The sequence below is a fragment of the Pseudomonas mangrovi genome, assembly GCF_003052585.1.
In the GTDB taxonomy this organism is placed as follows: Bacteria; Pseudomonadota; Gammaproteobacteria; order Pseudomonadales; family Pseudomonadaceae; genus Aquipseudomonas; species Aquipseudomonas mangrovi.
Genome location: NZ_QASN01000023.1, coordinates 1 through 17633 on the forward strand (window position 1 = coordinate 1; position 17633 = coordinate 17633).

The window sequence follows — 17633 nt, forward strand, 5'->3', positions numbered from 1 at the left end:
AAACCGCACGTCAACGTCGGCACCATCGGTCACGTCGACCATGGCAAGACCACTCTGACTGCAGCTCTGACCCGCGTTTGCTCCGAGGTTTTCGGTAGTGCCAAGGTCGATTTCGACAAGATCGACTCGGCTCCGGAAGAGAAGGCTCGTGGTATCACCATCAACACCGCGCACGTCGAGTACGACTCGGCTGTTCGTCACTACGCTCACGTTGACTGCCCGGGCCACGCTGACTATGTGAAGAACATGATCACCGGTGCTGCGCAGATGGACGGCGCGATCCTGGTCTGCTCGGCTGCTGACGGCCCCATGCCGCAAACTCGCGAGCACATCCTGCTGTCCCGTCAGGTTGGCGTTCCGTACATCGTCGTGTTCTTGAACAAGGCTGACATGGTCGATGACGCCGAGCTGCTGGAACTGGTCGAGATGGAAGTTCGCGACCTGCTGTCCACCTACGATTTCCCGGGTGACGACACTCCGATCATCATCGGCTCTGCGCTGATGGCTCTGAACGGTGAAGATGCCAACGAAATGGGCACCACTGCGGTCAAGAAGCTGGTCGAGACTCTGGACAGCTACATTCCGGAGCCGGTTCGTGCCATCGACAAGCCGTTCCTGATGCCGATCGAAGACGTGTTCTCGATCTCCGGTCGCGGTACCGTTGTGACTGGTCGTGTCGAGCGCGGCATCGTCAAGATCCAGGAAGAAATCGAAATCGTTGGTCTGCGTGACACCACCAAGACCACCTGCACCGGCGTGGAAATGTTCCGCAAGCTGCTCGACGAAGGTCGTGCTGGCGAGAACTGCGGCGTGCTGCTGCGCGGCACCAAGCGTGATGACGTCGAGCGTGGCCAGGTTCTGGCCAAGCCGGGCACCATCAAGCCGCACACCAAGTTCGAAGCCGAAGTGTACGTTCTGTCCAAGGAAGAAGGTGGTCGTCACACCCCGTTCTTCAAGGGCTACCGTCCGCAGTTCTACTTCCGCACCACTGACGTGACCGGTTCGTGCGAGCTGCCGGAAGGCGTCGAGATGGTAATGCCGGGCGACAACATCAAGATGGTTGTCACCCTGATCAAGCCGATCGCCATGGAAGACGGCCTGCGCTTCGCCATTCGCGAAGGCGGTCGTACCGTCGGCGCTGGCGTGGTTGCCAAGGTTATCGAATAATCGGTTGCCCAAAAACATTCGGGCCGGCATAATGGTCGGCCTGATTCGTTCCAGGTCAGTAGCTCAATTGGCAGAGCAGCGGTCTCCAAAACCGCAGGTTGGGGGTTCGATTCCCTCCTGGCCTGCCAGATTCCCTTTCCGGATCTGGCGTCCTCAGTTACAGGATCTTTAGTAGATGAACGCAAAGGCGGAAGTCAAAGACTCGCGCTTCGATCTGGTCAAGTGGCTCGTTGTAGTTGCATTGGTCGCGGTTGGGATCGTGGGTAATCATGTCTTCGCTGGTGAGTCGATCCTGTACCGTGTTCTGGCGCTGCTCGTGCTGGCCCTGGTTGCCGGCTTTGTTGCGTTGCAGACAGCAAAAGGGCGCGCCTTCTTTTCGTTGCTGAAGGATGCGCGAGGCGAGATTCGGAAAGTCGTATGGCCTACCCGTCAGGAGACCACGCAAACCACGTTGATCGTTGTGGTGGTTGTGCTGGTTATGGCGCTAGTGCTCTGGGGGCTCGACTCCCTCCTGGGTTGGCTTGTTTCTTTGATTGTTGGTTAAGGGTGTCCAGTGGCTAAGCGTTGGTACGTCGTGCATGCTTACTCGGGATACGAGAAGCATGTCATGCGCTCGCTGATCGAGCGCGTCAAGCTGGCCGGCATGGAAGATCAGTTCGGCGAGATTCTGGTTCCCACTGAAGAAGTGGTCGAAATGCGCAATGGCCAGAAGCGCAAGAGCGAGCGGAAGTTCTTTCCGGGTTACGTGCTGGTTCAGATGGAAATGAACGAAGGGACCTGGCACCTGATCAAGGACACGCCGCGCGTCATGGGTTTCATTGGCGGCACTGCCGACAAGCCTGCGCCCATCACCGAGAAGGAGGCTGAGGCTATTCTCCGTCGCGTTGCTGATGGTAGCGATAAGCCGAAGCCGAAAACGCTGTTCGAGCCGGGTGAGGTCGTTCGTGTCGTCGATGGCCCGTTCGCCGACTTCAATGGCGTGGTCGAAGAGGTTAACTACGAAAAGAGCCGGATTCAGGTCGCGGTGCTCATTTTCGGTCGCTCCACTCCGGTGGAGTTGGAGTTCAGCCAGGTCGAGAAGGCGTAGCTGAAAAGAGATCCCGCACCCCGCAGTCGTGGACTGCGGGGTTTTTTCGTCATTGGGATAAATGTGTTGTTAACCGGGGAGCCTTTCGAGGCGCTTGAACCCAAACTGGAGTAGCTCATGGCTAAGAAAATCACCGCTTATATCAAGCTGCAAGTCAAGGCTGGCCAGGCCAACCCGTCGCCGCCCGTAGGTCCGGCGCTGGGTCAGCATGGCGTGAACATCATGGAGTTCTGCAAGGCGTTCAACGCCAAGACCCAGGGCATGGAACCCGGTCTGCCGACTCCGGTGATCATCACCGTCTATAGCGACCGCAGCTTCACCTTCGAGACCAAGAGCACTCCGGCAGCCGTGCTGCTGAAGAAAGCTGCAGGTATCACCAGTGGCTCGGCTCGCCCGAACACCCAGAAAGTCGGCACCGTGACCCGTGCTCAGCTGGAGGAGATCGCCAAGACCAAGCAGGCGGATCTGACCGCAGCTGATCTGGATGCGGCCGTGCGTACCATCGCCGGCTCCGCTCGTAGCATGGGCCTGAACGTGGAGGGTGTGTAAATGGCTAAGTTGACCAAGCGCCAAAAGGCCATCGCCGCCAAGATCGAGGCAGGCAAGGCATACAATATCGTCGAAGCGGCTGCCCTGCTGGCAGAGCTGTCCACCGTCAAGTTCGCCGAGTCCATCGACATCTCCGTGAACCTCGGCGTTGACCCGCGCAAATCCGACCAGGTCGTTCGTGGTGCCACCGTTCTGCCGAACGGCACCGGCAAGACCGTTCGCGTTGCCGTGTTCACTCAGGGACCGGGCGCAGAAGCCGCTCTGGCCGCCGGTGCTGATCGCGTAGGCATGGATGAGCTGGCTGCTGAAATGAAAGGCGGCGACCTCAACTATGACGTGGTCATCGCTTCCCCGGACGCCATGCGCGTTGTCGGTCAGTTGGGTCAGGTCCTCGGCCCGCGCGGCCTGATGCCGAACCCGAAGGTCGGTACCGTGACCGCTGATGTCGCCACTGCCGTGAAGAATGCCAAGGCCGGTCAGGTGCGTTTCCGTACCGACAAGAACGGCATCATCCACACCTCCGTTGGCAAGGTCGGTTTCGAGCCGGTCAAGGTCAAGGAGAACGTGGAAGCACTGCTGTCCGACCTCAAGCGCATGAAGCCGTCGACCTCCAAGGGTATCTATGTCAAGCGCGTGACCCTGAGCACCACCATGGGTCCGGGTCTGATCATTGATCAGGGTTCGCTCGAGGCGTAACGAATACGACCGGCAGCCTGCGGGCTGCCGGTTGGCAAGATTGGGGTCCCTGCCTGGCGGGGGCTGTCCAAGACCGTAGGTGGTGAGAGCCTTAAACCGAGGAAGCGATTCCTTAACCTACGCAGATGGTGCTCCCGATTCCTACCGAATCAGACACCAAAACGCCGTCCGGCTCCGGCTGGACGAAACGGTAACATCCAGGAGTAAACCCGTGGCAATTAAACTCGAAGACAAGAAGGCCATCGTCGCTGAAGTCAACGAGGCTGCCAAAGCTGCCCTGTCCGCTGTCGTGGCTGATGCCCGTGGCGTGACCGTAGGTGCTATGACCGGACTCCGTAAAGAGGCCCGCGCTTCTGGTGTGTACGTACGCGTTGTGCGTAACACCCTGCTGCGCCGCGCCGTTGAGGGCACCCAGTTCGACGTGCTCAACGACGTGTTCAAAGGCCCGACCCTGATTGCGTTCTCCAACGAGCATCCGGGCGCTGCTGCCCGCATCTTCAAGGATTTCGCCAAGGGTCAGGACAAGTTCGAGATCAAGGCAGCTGCGTTCGAGGGTCAGTTCCTCGCAGCCAATCAGATCGACGTACTGGCGACTCTGCCGACCTACAACGAAGCGATTTCGCAGCTGATGAGCGTGATGCAAGGCGCCACCAGCAAGTTCGTTCGTACGCTGGCGGCCGTTCGCGACCAGAAAGAAGGCGCTGCCGCCTGATTGGCGCGCATCTCCTCTTTCACTCTTATTTGTTTAATTTGATGGCCGCGAAGGCTGTCCCCCAATACAGGAATTAGAGTCATGGCTCTGACCAACGAAGACATCATCAACGCCGTTTCCGAAATGTCCGTGATGCAGGTTGTTGAACTGATCAAGGCAATGGAAGAGAAGTTCGGCGTTACCGCCGCCGCTGCTGTCGCTGCCGGTCCGGCCGCTGCTGCCGCTGTAGCTGAAGAGCAGACCGAGTTCACCATCATCCTCTCCGAAGCTGGCGAGAAGAAAGTGAACGTGATCAAGGTCGTTCGCGAACTGACCGGTCTGGGCCTGAAAGAAGCCAAGGCAGTCGTCGACACCGCCCCGGGCGTGGTCAAGGAAGGCGTCTCCAAGGACGAGGCCGAAGCGGCCAAGAAGGCTCTGGAAGAAGCTGGCGCCAAAGTCGAGCTCAAGTAAGCGACGACCTTGCGTCTACAGCCTGCGCGACTCGCACAAGGCTGACGGCTGGTGGCTTTTGCCACCGGCCTTTTTCCGTTCTAGGTGGTCGGCTGATGCCACTGCCATTCGAGCGGCCCGTTGCTGAATGGCGACGGAGCGAACCAAGGGGTTCGCAAGATTTCCGGTTATTCCCGTTGGGGAGTGCCGAACAAGCAGGTGACCAAGCTGGGGAACGCTGATGGCTTACTCATATACTGAGAAAAAACGTATCCGCAAGGACTTTAGCAAGTTGCCGGATGTCATGGATGTGCCGTATCTCCTGGCCATCCAGCTGGATTCGTATCGCGAATTCCTGCAGGCAGGAGCGAGCAAGGAGCAGCTCCGTGACATCGGTCTGCATGCAGCCTTCAAGTCAGTTTTCCCGATTATCAGCTATTCGGGCAACGCTGCTCTGGAGTACGTCGGCTATCGCCTCGGCGAGCCGGCGTTCGACGTCAAGGAATGCGTGCTGCGCGGCGTGACCTTTGCCGTACCGCTGCGTGTGAAAGTCCGTCTGATCATTTTCGACAAGGAGTCGTCGAACAAGGCCATCAAGGACATCAAGGAGCAGGAAGTCTACATGGGGGAAATCCCCCTGATGACCGAGAACGGTACCTTCATCATCAACGGTACCGAGCGCGTCATCGTTTCCCAGCTGCACCGTTCGCCGGGCGTGTTCTTCGACCACGACCGTGGCAAGACCCACAGCTCGGGCAAGCTGCTGTACTCCGCGCGGATCATTCCCTACCGCGGCTCCTGGCTCGACTTCGAGTTCGATCCGAAGGACGCGGTCTTCGTCCGTATCGACCGTCGTCGCAAGCTGCCGGCCTCGGTACTGCTGCGCGCGCTGGGTTACGGCACCGAGGAGATCCTCGACAACTTCTATACCACCAACGTGTTCCATGTGAAGGGCGAGTCGCTGAGCCTGGAGCTGGTGCCCAAGCGCCTGCGTGGTGAAATTGCCGCTCTCGACATCAAGGACGAGAAGGGCAAGGTCATCGTCGAGCAAGGCCGTCGTATTACCGCGCGCCACATCAACCAGCTGGAAAAATCGGGCATTCAGGAGCTCGAGGTTCCGCTGGACTACGTGATCGGTCGTACCACTGCCAAGGCCATCGTGCACCCGGCTACCGGCGAGATCATCGTCGAGTGCAACACTGAGCTGGCTGCCGACCACCTGGTGAAGATCACCAAGGCTCAGGTCGTTCGTATCGAGACTCTGTACACCAACGAGATCGACTGCGGTCCGTTCATCTCCGACACCCTGAAGATCGACTCCACCAGCAACCAGCTGGAAGCCCTGGTCGAGATCTACCGGATGATGCGTCCTGGCGAGCCGCCAACCAAGGATGCCGCCGAGACCCTGTTCAACAACCTGTTCTTCAGCGCCGAGCGTTACGACCTGTCGGCCGTGGGCCGCATGAAGTTCAACCGTCGTATCGGTCGTACCGAGATCGAAGGTTCCGGCGTGCTGAGCCGCGAAGACATCGTCGACGTGCTCAAGACCCTGGTCGATATCCGTAACGGCAAGGGCATCGTCGATGACATCGACCACCTGGGTAACCGTCGCGTGCGTTGTGTCGGCGAGATGGCCGAGAACCAGTTCCGCGTTGGCCTGGTGCGCGTCGAGCGCGCGGTCAAGGAACGTCTGTCGATGGCCGAAAGCGAAGGCCTGATGCCGCAGGATCTGATCAACGCCAAGCCGGTTGCGGCGGCGGTGAAGGAGTTCTTCGGTTCCAGCCAGCTGTCGCAGTTCATGGACCAGAACAATCCACTCTCCGAGATCACCCACAAGCGCCGTGTCTCCGCACTCGGCCCAGGCGGTCTGACCCGTGAGCGCGCCGGCTTCGAAGTCCGCGACGTACACCCGACCCACTACGGTCGCGTCTGCCCGATCGAAACTCCTGAAGGTCCGAACATCGGCCTGATCAACTCGCTGGCGGCCTACGCCCGCACCAACCAGTACGGCTTCCTGGAGAGCCCGTACCGCGTGGTGAAGGACACCCTGGTCACCGACGAGATCGTGTTCCTGTCCGCCATCGAAGAAGCCGATCATGTGATCGCCCAGGCTTCGGCACTGATGAACGACAAGAACCAGCTGATCGACGAGCTGGTGGCCGTGCGTCACCTCAACGAGTTCACCGTCAAGGCGCCGGAAGACGTCACACTGATGGACGTCTCGCCCAAGCAGGTCGTCTCGGTCGCAGCCTCGCTGATTCCGTTCCTCGAGCACGATGACGCCAACCGCGCGCTGATGGGTTCGAACATGCAGCGTCAGGCCGTGCCGACCCTGCGTGCCGACAAGCCGCTGGTAGGTACCGGCATGGAGCGCAACGTCGCCCGTGACTCCGGTGTCTGCGTGGTGGCCCGTCGCGGTGGCGTGATCGATTCGGTCGATGCCAGCCGTATCGTGGTGCGCGTCAACGACGACGAAGTCGAGACTGGCGAAGCCGGTGTCGACATCTACAACCTGACCAAATACACCCGTTCCAACCAGAACACCTGCATCAACCAGCGTCCGCTGGTGCGCAAGGGCGACAAGGTTGCACGCAGCGACATCATGGCCGACGGCCCGTCTACCGACATGGGCGAACTGGCACTGGGTCAGAACATGCGCGTTGCGTTCATGCCCTGGAACGGCTTCAACTTCGAAGACTCCATCTGTCTGTCGGAGCGTGTGGTCCAGGAAGATCGCTTCACCACCATCCACATCCAGGAACTGACCTGCGTCGCGCGCGACACCAAGCTCGGCCCAGAGGAAATCACCGCGGACATCCCCAACGTGGGTGAAGCTGCGCTGAACAAGCTGGACGAAGCAGGCATCGTCTACGTGGGTGCCGAAGTCGGCGCCGGCGACATCCTGGTCGGCAAGGTCACCCCGAAAGGCGAGACCCAACTGACCCCGGAAGAGAAGCTGCTGCGTGCGATCTTCGGTGAGAAGGCGTCCGACGTTAAGGACACCTCTCTGCGCGTGCCGACCGGCACCAAGGGCACCGTCATCGACGTGCAGGTCTTCACCCGCGATGGCGTCGAGCGTGACAGCCGTGCGCTGGCCATCGAGAAGATGCAGCTCGACGAGATCCGCAAGGACCTCAACGAAGAGTTCCGTATCGTCGAAGGCGCGACCTTCGAGCGTCTGCGTTCCGCCCTGGTAGGTGCCAAGGCAGAAGGCGGCGCCGGCCTGAAGAAGGGCGCGGTCATCACCGACGAGATCCTCGACGGCATCGAGCGTGGCCAGTGGTTCAAGCTGCGCATGGCCGACGACGCGCTGAACGAGCAGCTGGAGAAGGCCCAGGCCTACATCTCCGACCGCCGTCAGCTGCTCGATGACAAGTTCGAAGACAAGAAGCGCAAGCTGCAGCAGGGCGACGACCTGGCGCCGGGCGTACTGAAGATCGTCAAGGTCTACCTGGCCATCCGCCGCCGCATCCAGCCGGGCGACAAGATGGCTGGCCGTCACGGTAACAAGGGTGTGGTTTCGGTGATCATGCCGGTCGAAGACATGCCGCACGATGCCAACGGTACGCCGGTCGACATCGTCCTCAACCCGCTCGGCGTACCGTCGCGCATGAACGTCGGTCAGATCCTCGAAACCCACCTTGGTCTTGCGGCCAAGGGCCTGGGCGAGAAGATCAACCGCATGCTCGAAGAGCAGCGCAAGGTCGCTGAACTGCGCAAGTTCCTCACCGAGATCTACAACGAGATCGGTGGTCGCCAGGAAAACCTCGAGTCCTTCTCCGATACCGAGATCCTCGAGCTGGCGAAGAACCTCAAGGGCGGCGTGCCGATGGCAACGCCGGTCTTCGACGGTGCCAAGGAAAGCGAGATCAAGGCCATGCTGAAGCTGGCTGATCTGCCGGAAAGCGGCCAGATGCGCCTGATCGACGGCCGCACCGGCAACCAGTTCGAGCGTCCGACCACCGTCGGCTACATGTACATGCTCAAACTGAACCACCTGGTGGATGACAAGATGCACGCGCGTTCCACCGGTTCCTACAGCCTGGTTACCCAGCAGCCGCTGGGCGGCAAGGCGCAGTTCGGTGGCCAGCGCTTCGGGGAGATGGAGGTCTGGGCACTGGAAGCCTATGGCGCCGCCTACACCCTGCAGGAAATGCTGACCGTCAAGTCGGACGACGTGAACGGCCGTACCAAGATGTACAAGAACATCGTGGACGGGGATCACCGCATGGAGCCGGGCATGCCCGAGTCCTTCAACGTACTGATCAAAGAGATCCGTTCGCTCGGCATCGACATCGATCTGGAAACCGAATAACACGTGACGTGCATTGGGAGTGGGGCACTGATGCCCACTCCCTGCTCCTCTAGGAGGAAAGGCTTTGAAAGACCTACTGAATCTGCTGAAAAACCAGGGTCAGGTCGAAGAGTTCGACGCAATCCGCATCGGCCTGGCTTCGCCCGAAATGATCCGTTCCTGGTCGTTCGGCGAAGTGAAAAAGCCGGAAACCATCAACTACCGTACCTTCAAGCCCGAGCGTGACGGTCTGTTCTGCGCCAAGATCTTTGGCCCGGTGAAGGACTACGAGTGCCTGTGCGGCAAGTACAAGCGCCTCAAGCACCGCGGCGTGATCTGCGAGAAGTGCGGCGTGGAAGTGGCACTGGCCAAGGTTCGTCGTGAGCGCATGGCGCACATCGAGCTGGCCTCGCCGGTCGCCCATATCTGGTTCCTCAAGTCGCTGCCGAGCCGTATCGGTCTGCTGCTGGACATGACCCTGCGCGACATCGAGCGTGTGCTCTATTTCGAGAGCTACGTGGTGATCGATCCGGGCATGACTACCCTCGAGAAGGGTCAGCTGCTGAACGACGAGCAGTACTTCGAAGCCCTCGAAGAGTTCGGTGACGACTTCGACGCGCGCATGGGCGCCGAGGCCGTTCGCGAGCTGCTGCACGGCATCGACCTGGAGCACGAGATCGGTCGCCTGCGCGAAGAAATTCCGCAGACCAACTCGGAAACCAAGATCAAGAAGCTGTCCAAGCGCCTGAAGCTGATGGAAGCCTTCCTCGGCTCCGGCAACCTGCCGGAGTGGATGGTGCTGACCGTTCTGCCGGTTCTGCCGCCGGATCTGCGTCCGCTGGTTCCGCTGGATGGCGGCCGCTTCGCGACCTCCGACCTCAACGACCTCTATCGTCGAGTGATCAACCGTAACAACCGTCTCAAGCGCCTGCTCGACCTGTCGGCGCCGGACATCATCGTGCGCAACGAAAAGCGCATGCTGCAGGAAGCGGTCGACGCCCTGCTCGACAACGGCCGTCGTGGTCGCGCCATCACCGGCTCGAACAAGCGCCCGCTGAAATCCCTGGCCGACATGATCAAGGGCAAGCAGGGTCGTTTCCGTCAGAACCTGCTCGGCAAGCGCGTGGACTACTCCGGTCGTTCCGTGATCACCGTGGGTCCGACCCTGCGTCTGCACCAGTGCGGTCTGCCGAAGAAGATGGCTCTCGAGCTGTTCAAGCCGTTCATTTTCGGCAAGCTGGAAATGCGTGGTCTTGCGACCACCATCAAGGCTGCCAAGAAGATGGTCGAGCGCGAGCTGCCGGAAGTCTGGGACGTTCTCGCCGAAGTGATTCGCGAACATCCCGTGCTGCTCAACCGCGCACCGACCCTGCACCGTCTGGGCATCCAGGCGTTCGAGCCGGTGCTGATCGAAGGCAAGGCGATCCAGCTGCATCCGCTGGTCTGCGCCGCGTACAACGCCGACTTCGACGGTGACCAGATGGCCGTTCACGTGCCGCTGACGCTGGAAGCCCAGCTGGAAGCGCGCGCGCTGATGATGTCGACCAACAACATCCTCTCGCCGGCCAACGGCGAGCCGATCATCGTGCCGTCGCAGGACGTGGTTCTGGGTCTGTACTACATGACCCGTGAAGCGGTGAACGCCAAGGGCGAAGGCCGCGTATTCGCTGACCTGCAGGAAGTCGACCGCGTTTTCCGTGCCGGCGAAGCGTCGCTGCACGCTCGGGTCAAGGTCCGCATCAACGAAGTCGTCACCCAGAAGGACGGCAGCACCCTGAAGAACACCCGCATCGTCGACACCACCGTCGGCCGCGCGCTGCTGTTCCAGATCGTGCCGGACGGCCTGTCCTTCGACGTGGTCAACCAGTCGATGAAGAAGAAAGCGATCTCCAAGCTGATCAACCAGTGCTATCGCGTGGTTGGTCTGAAGGACACCGTGATCTTCGCTGACCAGCTGATGTACACCGGTTTCGCCTACTCGACCATCTCCGGTGTGTCGATCGGCGTGAACGACTTCGTCATTCCGGACGAGAAGGCGCGCATCATCGATGCGGCCACCGAGGAAGTGAAGGAAATCGAGTCGCAGTACGCCTCCGGCCTGGTTACCCAGGGCGAGAAGTACAACAAGGTGATCGACCTCTGGTCGAAGGCCAACGACGAAGTGTCCAAGGCGATGATGGCCAACCTGTCGAAGGAGCCGGTCGTCGACCGCGAAGGCAAAACCGTCGAGCAGGAGTCTTTCAACTCCATGTACATGATGGCCGACTCCGGTGCGCGTGGTTCGGCTGCGCAGATCCGCCAGCTGGCCGGTATGCGTGGCCTGATGGCCAAGCCGGACGGCTCGATCATCGAGACGCCGATCACCGCGAACTTCCGCGAAGGTCTGTCGGTTCTGCAGTACTTCATCTCGACCCACGGTGCTCGTAAGGGTCTGGCGGATACCGCACTGAAGACCGCGAACTCCGGTTACCTGACCCGTCGCCTGGTCGACGTGGCGCAGGATCTGGTGGTCACCGAAGTCGATTGCGGTACCGAGCATGGCCTGGTCATGACTCCGCACATCGAAGGCGGCGACGTGGTCGAGCCGCTCGGCGAGCGCGTACTGGGCCGAGTGATCGCCCGTGACGTGTTCAAGCCGGGCACCGACGAGCTGCTGGTCCCGGGCGGAACCCTGGTCGACGAGAAGTGGGTCGAGTTCATCGAGCTGAACAGCATCGACGAAGTCGTCGTGCGTTCGCCGATCACCTGTGAAACCCGCTACGGCATCTGCTCCAAGTGCTACGGTCGCGATCTGGCCCGCGGGCATCAGGTCAACATCGGCGAAGCGGTCGGCGTCATCGCTGCCCAGTCGATCGGTGAGCCGGGTACCCAGCTGACCATGCGTACCTTCCACATCGGTGGTGCGGCCAGCCGGACTTCCGCTGCGGACAGTGTCCAGGTCAAGAACGGCGGTACCATCCGCCTGCACAACCTCAAGCACGTCGAGCGGACCGACGGCGCGCTGGTCGCGGTGTCGCGTTCCGGCGAGCTGGCGATTGCCGACGAGTTCGGTCGCGAGCGCGAGCGCTACAAGCTGCCCTACGGTGCGGTCATCTCCGTCAAGGAAGGCGACAAGCTTGCTGCTGGCTCCGTGGTTGCCAAGTGGGATCCGCACACTCACCCCATCGTTACCGAGATGAAGGGTACCGTGACCTTCGTCGGTATGGAGGAAGGCATCACCATCAAGCGTCAGACCGATGAGCTCACCGGTCTGACCAACATCGAGGTGCTGGATCCGAAGGATCGTCCGGCCGCAGGCAAGGACATCCGTCCGGCGGTCAAGCTGGTCGACGACAATGGCAAGGAGCTGCTGCTGCCGGGTACCGATGTACCGGCCCAGTACTTCCTGCCTGCCAACGCCCTGGTCGGTGTGGCGGATGGGGCGCAGGTCGGTGTCGGTGACGTCATCGCCCGTATCCCCCAGGAAACCTCGAAGACCCGCGACATCACCGGTGGTCTGCCGCGTGTTGCCGATCTGTTCGAAGCGCGTCGTCCGAAAGAGCCGTCGATCCTGGCGGAAATCAGCGGCACCATCAGCTTCGGCAAGGAAACCAAGGGCAAGCGTCGCCTGGTCATCACGCCTACCGACGGCAGCGATCCGTACGAGGAGCTGATTCCGAAGTGGCGTCACCTGAACGTGTTCGAAGGTGAACAGGTCAACAAGGGTGAAGTCATCTCCGACGGTCCGAGCAACCCGCACGACATCCTGCGTCTGCTCGGCGTCAGCGCACTGGCCAAGTACATCGTCAACGAGATCCAGGACGTCTACCGCCTGCAGGGCGTGAAGATCAACGACAAGCACATCGAGACCATCCTGCGGCAGATGCTGCGCAAGGTCGAAGTGGCCGAGTCGGGTGATTCCAGCTTCATCAAGGGCGACCAGATGGAGCTCACCCAGGTGCTGGAGGAGAACGAGCAGCTGGCATCGGACGACAAGTTCGTCGCCAAGTACGAGCGCGTTCTGCTGGGCATCACCAAGGCGTCGCTGTCGACCGAGTCGTTCATCTCCGCGGCGTCCTTCCAGGAAACCACGCGCGTGCTGACCGAGGCAGCCGTCACTGGCAAGCGCGACTTCCTCCGTGGTCTGAAGGAGAACGTGGTGGTGGGTCGTCTGATTCCGGCAGGTACCGGTCTGGCCTATCACAGCGAGCGCAAGCGTCGTCGCGACGTCGACAAGCCGGTCCGCGTCAGTGCAAGCGAAGTCGAGGCAGCGCTGACCGAGGCGCTCAACTCGAGCAACAGCTGAGTGTCAGGCTCCGGTGTTTCTAGCCGGAGCCTGCCTTGACGGGGTGGTGCAGTCTCTTTAGACTCATGCACCCCTAAATTTGGCAGGGCACGTGCTCTGCCATTTTGCTTTCTTTTGAAAGCGATAGCGTCGAAAGACAACAGTGGAGCTAAAGATGGCAACGATTAACCAGCTGGTACGTCAGCCGCGCAAGCGTATCGTCGAGAAGTCCGACGTGCCTGCGCTGCAGAATTGCCCGCAGCGCCGTGGCGTGTGCACTCGCGTGTACACCACCACGCCGAAGAAACCCAACTCCGCACTGCGCAAGGTCTGCCGTGTGCGCCTGACCAACGGCTACGAAGTCTCTTCGTACATCGGTGGTGAAGGTCACAACCTGCAGGAGCACAGCGTGGTTCTGATCCGTGGCGGTCGTGTAAAGGACCTCCCGGGTGTGCGTTATCACACCGTGCGCGGTTCGCTGGATACCTCCGGCGTCAAGGATCGCAAGCAGGGTCGCTCGAAGTACGGCGCCAAGCGTCCGAAGTAATTCCGTTTACCTAATTTTTTGAGTCGATAAGAGTAAGGTCGGAGCAAGTGTCTCCGGGCTAACCTGAAGACCGTTTGAGGGCTTATCAATGCCAAGACGTCGTGTAGCAGCCAAGCGTGAGATCCTTTCCGATCCTAAGTACGGAAGCCTGATCCTCGCCAAGTTCATGAACCATGTGATGGAAAGCGGCAAGAAAGCGGTAGCCGAGCGTATCGTCTACGGCGCGCTGGACACCGTGAAGGCACGCAAGAACAGCGATCCCCTGGAGATCTTCGAGAAAGCTCTCGACGCCATCGCTCCGCTGGTCGAAGTTAAGTCCCGCCGTGTAGGCGGTGCTACCTACCAGGTTCCTGTTGAAGTGCGTCCTTCCCGTCGCAATGCCCTGGCCATGCGTTGGCTGGTGGATTTCGCCCGCAAGCGTGGCGAGAAGTCCATGGCTCTGCGCCTGGCTGGCGAGCTGCTGGATGCCTCCGAGGGCAAGGGCGCTGCGGTGAAGAAGCGTGAAGACGTGCACCGTATGGCTGAGGCCAACAAGGCCTTCTCGCACTACCGCTTCTAATCTACGCGCTTATCTTACGAGGACCTTATTGTGGCCCGTACTACCCCGATTAACCGTTACCGTAACATCGGTATCTGTGCCCACGTTGACGCGGGCAAGACCACCACGACGGAGCGCGTACTGTTCTACACCGGCGTTAACCACAAGCTGGGTGAAGTGCATGACGGCGCGGCGACCACCGACTGGATGGTGCAGGAGCAGGAGCGTGGTATCACCATCACCTCTGCTGCCGTCACTACCTTCTGGAAAGGTTCGCGTGGCCAGTTCGACAACTACCGCGTGAACGTCATCGATACCCCCGGTCACGTCGACTTCACCATTGAAGTGGAGCGCTCGCTGCGCGTCCTCGACGGTGCTGTCGTGGTGTTCTGTGGTACTTCCGGTGTCGAGCCGCAGTCCGAAACCGTTTGGCGTCAGGCCAACAAATACGGCGTGCCGCGCATCGTCTATGTGAACAAGATGGACCGTCAGGGTGCCAACTTCATTCGCGTCGTCGAGCAGATCAAGAAGCGCCTGGGCCACACGCCGGTTCCGGTGCAGCTGGCGATCGGTTCCGAAGAAAACTTCGCGGGTCAGGTCGATCTGATCAAGATGAAGGCGATCTACTGGAACGACGACGACAAGGGCATGACCTATCGCGAGGAAGAGATTCCTGCCGAGCTGGCTGACCTGGCTGCCGAATATCGCTCGAACATGGTCGAGGCTGCCGCCGAAGCCAACGAAGAGCTGATGAACAAGTACCTTGAAGGCGGCGAGCTGACCAACGAGGAAATCAAGGCCGGTCTGCGTCAGCGCACCCTGGCTTGCGAAATCGTTCCCGCGGTCTGCGGTTCGTCGTTCAAGAACAAGGGCGTACCCCTGGTTCTCGACGCCGTTATCGACTACCTGCCGGCTCCCGACGAAGTCGAGGCCATCAAGGGTGTGCATCCGGATGATGACGAGAAGGTCGACAGCCGCAAGTCGAGCGACGAAGAGCCCTTCGCTGCGCTGGCGTTCAAGATCGCTACCGACCCCTTCGTTGGTACCCTGACCTTCGTTCGCGTCTACTCGGGCGTTCTCGCTTCGGGTGACTCGGTGATCAACTCGGTCAAGGGCAAGAAAGAGCGTGTTGGTCGTATGGTGCAGATGCACGCCAACCAGCGCGAAGAGATCAAAGAAGTGCGCGCGGGCGACATCGCTGCTCTGATCGGCATGAAGGACGTCACCACGGGTGACACCCTGTGCGATCTGGACAAGCAGATCGTTCTCGAGCGCATGGACTTCCCGGAGCCGGTGATTCACGTTGCCGTCGAGCCGAAGACCAAGGCCGACCAGGAGAAGATGGGTATCGCACTGGGCAAGCTTGCTCAGGAAGATCCGTCGTTCCGCGTCAAGACCGACGAAGAGTCCGGTCAGACCATCATTGGTGGTATGGGCGAACTGCACCTGGACATCATCGTCGACCGCATGAAGCGCGAGTTCGGTGTTGATGCCAACATCGGCAAGCCGCAGGTGGCGTATCGCGAAACCATTCGCAATACCTGCGAGATCGAGGGCAAGTTCGTTCGTCAGTCCGGCGGTCGCGGTCAGTTCGGTCATTGCTGGATTCGCTTCGCTCCGGCCGACGAAGGTCAGGAAGGCCTGCTGTTCACCAACGAAGTCGTGGGTGGTGTGGTTCCGAAGGAATACATCCCGGCGATCCAGAAGGGCATTGAGGAGCAGATGAAGAACGGCGTTGTTGCCGGCTATCCGCTGCTCGGCCTGAAGGCGACCGTTTTCGATGGTTCGTACCATGACGTTGACTCCAACGAAATGGCGTTCAAAATCGCCGCTTCCATGGCGACCAAGCAGCTGTCCCAGAAGGGCGGTGCGGTACTGCTTGAGCCGATCATGAAGGTTGAGGTGGTGACCCCTGAGGACTACATGGGTGACGTGATGGGTGACCTGAACCGTCGTCGTGGTCTGATCCAGGGTATGGAAGACACTCCTGCCGGCAAGGTTATCCGTGCCGAAGTTCCGCTGGGCGAGATGTTCGGTTATGCGACCGACGTGCGTTCGATGTCCCAGGGGCGTGCGAGCTATTCCATGGAGTTCTCCAAGTACTCCGAAGCTCCGAGCAACATCGCCGAAGCTATCATCAAAAAACAAGCTTGATTCAGCCCATTAAGTACGAGGTTTGCTGTCGTGGCTAAAGAAAAATTTGAACGTAATAAACCGCACGTCAACGTCGGCACCATCGGTCACGTCGACCATGGCAAGACCACTCTGACTGCAGCTCTGACCCGCGTTTGCTCCGAGGTTTTCGGTAGTGCCAAGGTCGATTTCGACAAGATCGACTCGGCTCCGGAAGAGAAGGCTCGTGGTATCACCATCAACACCGCGCACGTCGAGTACGACTCGGCTGTTCGTCACTACGCTCACGTTGACTGCCCGGGCCACGCTGACTATGTGAAGAACATGATCACCGGTGCTGCGCAGATGGACGGCGCGATCCTGGTCTGCTCGGCTGCTGACGGCCCCATGCCGCAAACTCGCGAGCACATCCTGCTGTCCCGTCAGGTTGGCGTTCCGTACATCGTCGTGTTCTTGAACAAGGCTGACATGGTCGATGACGCCGAGCTGCTGGAACTGGTCGAGATGGAAGTTCGCGACCTGCTGTCCACCTACGATTTCCCGGGTGACGACACTCCGATCATCATCGGCTCTGCGCTGATGGCTCTGAACGGTGAAGATGCCAACGAAATGGGCACCACTGCGGTCAAGAAGCTGGTCGAGACTCTGGACAGCTACATTCCGGAGCCGGTTCGTGCCATCGACAAGCCGTTCCTGATGCCGATCGAAGACGTGTTCTCGATCTCCGGTCGCGGTACCGTTGTGACTGGTCGTGTCGAGCGCGGCATCGTCAAGATCCAGGAAGAAATCGAAATCGTTGGTCTGCGTGACACCACCAAGACCACCTGCACCGGCGTGGAAATGTTCCGCAAGCTGCTCGACGAAGGTCGTGCTGGCGAGAACTGCGGCGTGCTGCTGCGCGGCACCAAGCGTGATGACGTCGAGCGTGGCCAGGTTCTGGCCAAGCCGGGCACCATCAAGCCGCACACCAAGTTCGAAGCCGAAGTGTACGTTCTGTCCAAGGAAGAAGGTGGTCGTCACACCCCGTTCTTCAAGGGCTACCGTCCGCAGTTCTACTTCCGCACCACTGACGTGACCGGTTCGTGCGAGCTGCCGGAAGGCGTCGAGATGGTAATGCCGGGCGACAACATCAAGATGGTTGTCACCCTGATCAAGCCGATCGCCATGGAAGACGGCCTGCGCTTCGCCATTCGCGAAGGCGGTCGTACCGTCGGCGC

General features: G+C 60.2%; 13 protein-coding genes and 1 tRNA gene. All 14 read left to right on the plus strand.

What is annotated here, in order from left to right; all coding sequences use genetic code 11:
* Window positions 1–1167, plus strand: a 1167-nt coding sequence (gene tuf, locus DBO85_RS18910; protein ID WP_108107620.1) for an elongation factor Tu, incomplete at its 5' end; no start/stop codon positions are given.
* 52 nt (window positions 1168–1219) lie between these two features.
* Window positions 1220–1295, plus strand: a tRNA-Trp gene (locus tag DBO85_RS18915).
* A 47-nt stretch (window positions 1296–1342) separates the two neighbouring features.
* Window positions 1343–1711 carry a preprotein translocase subunit SecE gene (gene secE / locus DBO85_RS18920; protein WP_108109385.1) on the plus strand — a complete coding sequence of 123 codons (369 nt, stop codon included), beginning with the start codon at window positions 1343–1345 and terminating at the stop codon, window positions 1709–1711.
* A gap of 9 nt (window positions 1712–1720) precedes the next feature.
* Window positions 1721–2254, plus strand: coding sequence for a transcription termination/antitermination protein NusG (gene nusG, locus DBO85_RS18925; RefSeq protein WP_108109387.1), 534 nt, complete (start codon window positions 1721–1723; stop codon window positions 2252–2254).
* Between the two features lie 117 nt (window positions 2255–2371).
* On the plus strand, window positions 2372–2803 hold the full coding sequence (gene rplK, locus DBO85_RS18930) for a 50S ribosomal protein L11 (protein ID WP_108109389.1): 432 nt from the start codon (window positions 2372–2374) through the stop codon (window positions 2801–2803).
* Window positions 2804–3499: a 50S ribosomal protein L1 gene (gene rplA, locus DBO85_RS18935; protein WP_108109391.1), complete on the plus strand. Its 696-nt coding sequence runs from the start codon at window positions 2804–2806 to the stop codon at window positions 3497–3499.
* A gap of 211 nt (window positions 3500–3710) precedes the next feature.
* Window positions 3711–4211 (plus strand): 50S ribosomal protein L10, encoded by a 501-nt coding sequence (rplJ, locus tag DBO85_RS18940; protein ID WP_108109393.1) that lies wholly within the window; start codon window positions 3711–3713, stop codon window positions 4209–4211.
* 81 nt (window positions 4212–4292) lie between these two features.
* A complete protein-coding gene (rplL, locus tag DBO85_RS18945; RefSeq protein ID WP_108109395.1) occupies window positions 4293–4661 on the plus strand; it encodes a 50S ribosomal protein L7/L12 in 369 nt (122 codons plus the stop codon).
* Window positions 4662–4881: 220 nt separating this feature from the next.
* Window positions 4882–8955, plus strand: a complete 4074-nt coding sequence (gene rpoB / locus DBO85_RS18950; RefSeq protein ID WP_108109397.1) for a DNA-directed RNA polymerase subunit beta — start codon at window positions 4882–4884, stop codon at window positions 8953–8955.
* Window positions 8956–9019: 64 nt separating this feature from the next.
* Complete coding sequence (rpoC, locus tag DBO85_RS18955) at window positions 9020–13219, plus strand: DNA-directed RNA polymerase subunit beta' (RefSeq protein ID WP_108109399.1); 4200 nt, start codon at window positions 9020–9022, stop codon at window positions 13217–13219.
* A 154-nt stretch (window positions 13220–13373) separates the two neighbouring features.
* Window positions 13374–13745: a 30S ribosomal protein S12 gene (gene rpsL / locus DBO85_RS18960; RefSeq protein WP_108109401.1), complete on the plus strand. Its 372-nt coding sequence runs from the start codon at window positions 13374–13376 to the stop codon at window positions 13743–13745.
* Window positions 13746–13833: 88 nt separating this feature from the next.
* Window positions 13834–14304 (plus strand): 30S ribosomal protein S7, encoded by a 471-nt coding sequence (gene rpsG, locus DBO85_RS18965; RefSeq protein ID WP_108109403.1) that lies wholly within the window; start codon window positions 13834–13836, stop codon window positions 14302–14304.
* 30 nt (window positions 14305–14334) lie between these two features.
* A complete protein-coding gene (fusA, locus tag DBO85_RS18970; protein ID WP_108109405.1) occupies window positions 14335–16437 on the plus strand; it encodes an elongation factor G in 2103 nt (700 codons plus the stop codon).
* A gap of 30 nt (window positions 16438–16467) precedes the next feature.
* Window positions 16468–17633 (plus strand): elongation factor Tu (gene tuf / locus DBO85_RS18975; RefSeq protein ID WP_108105098.1); only part of this gene is annotated, 1166 nt, incomplete at its 3' end.

What these genes read in the sequence shown, in the direction of transcription:
- rpsL (WP_108109401.1), top strand. Translation starts at nt 13,374, where the DNA reads ATGGCAACGATTAACCAGCTGGTACGTCAGCCGCGCAAGCGTATCGTC.
- rpoB (WP_108109397.1), top strand. Translation starts at nt 4,882, where the DNA reads ATGGCTTACTCATATACTGAGAAAAAACGTATCCGCAAGGACTTTAGC.
- secE (WP_108109385.1), top strand. Translation starts at nt 1,343, where the DNA reads ATGAACGCAAAGGCGGAAGTCAAAGACTCGCGCTTCGATCTGGTCAAG.
- rpsG (WP_108109403.1), top strand. Translation starts at nt 13,834, where the DNA reads ATGCCAAGACGTCGTGTAGCAGCCAAGCGTGAGATCCTTTCCGATCCT.
- rplL (WP_108109395.1), top strand. Translation starts at nt 4,293, where the DNA reads ATGGCTCTGACCAACGAAGACATCATCAACGCCGTTTCCGAAATGTCC.
- rplA (WP_108109391.1), top strand. Translation starts at nt 2,804, where the DNA reads ATGGCTAAGTTGACCAAGCGCCAAAAGGCCATCGCCGCCAAGATCGAG.
- rplK (WP_108109389.1), top strand. Translation starts at nt 2,372, where the DNA reads ATGGCTAAGAAAATCACCGCTTATATCAAGCTGCAAGTCAAGGCTGGC.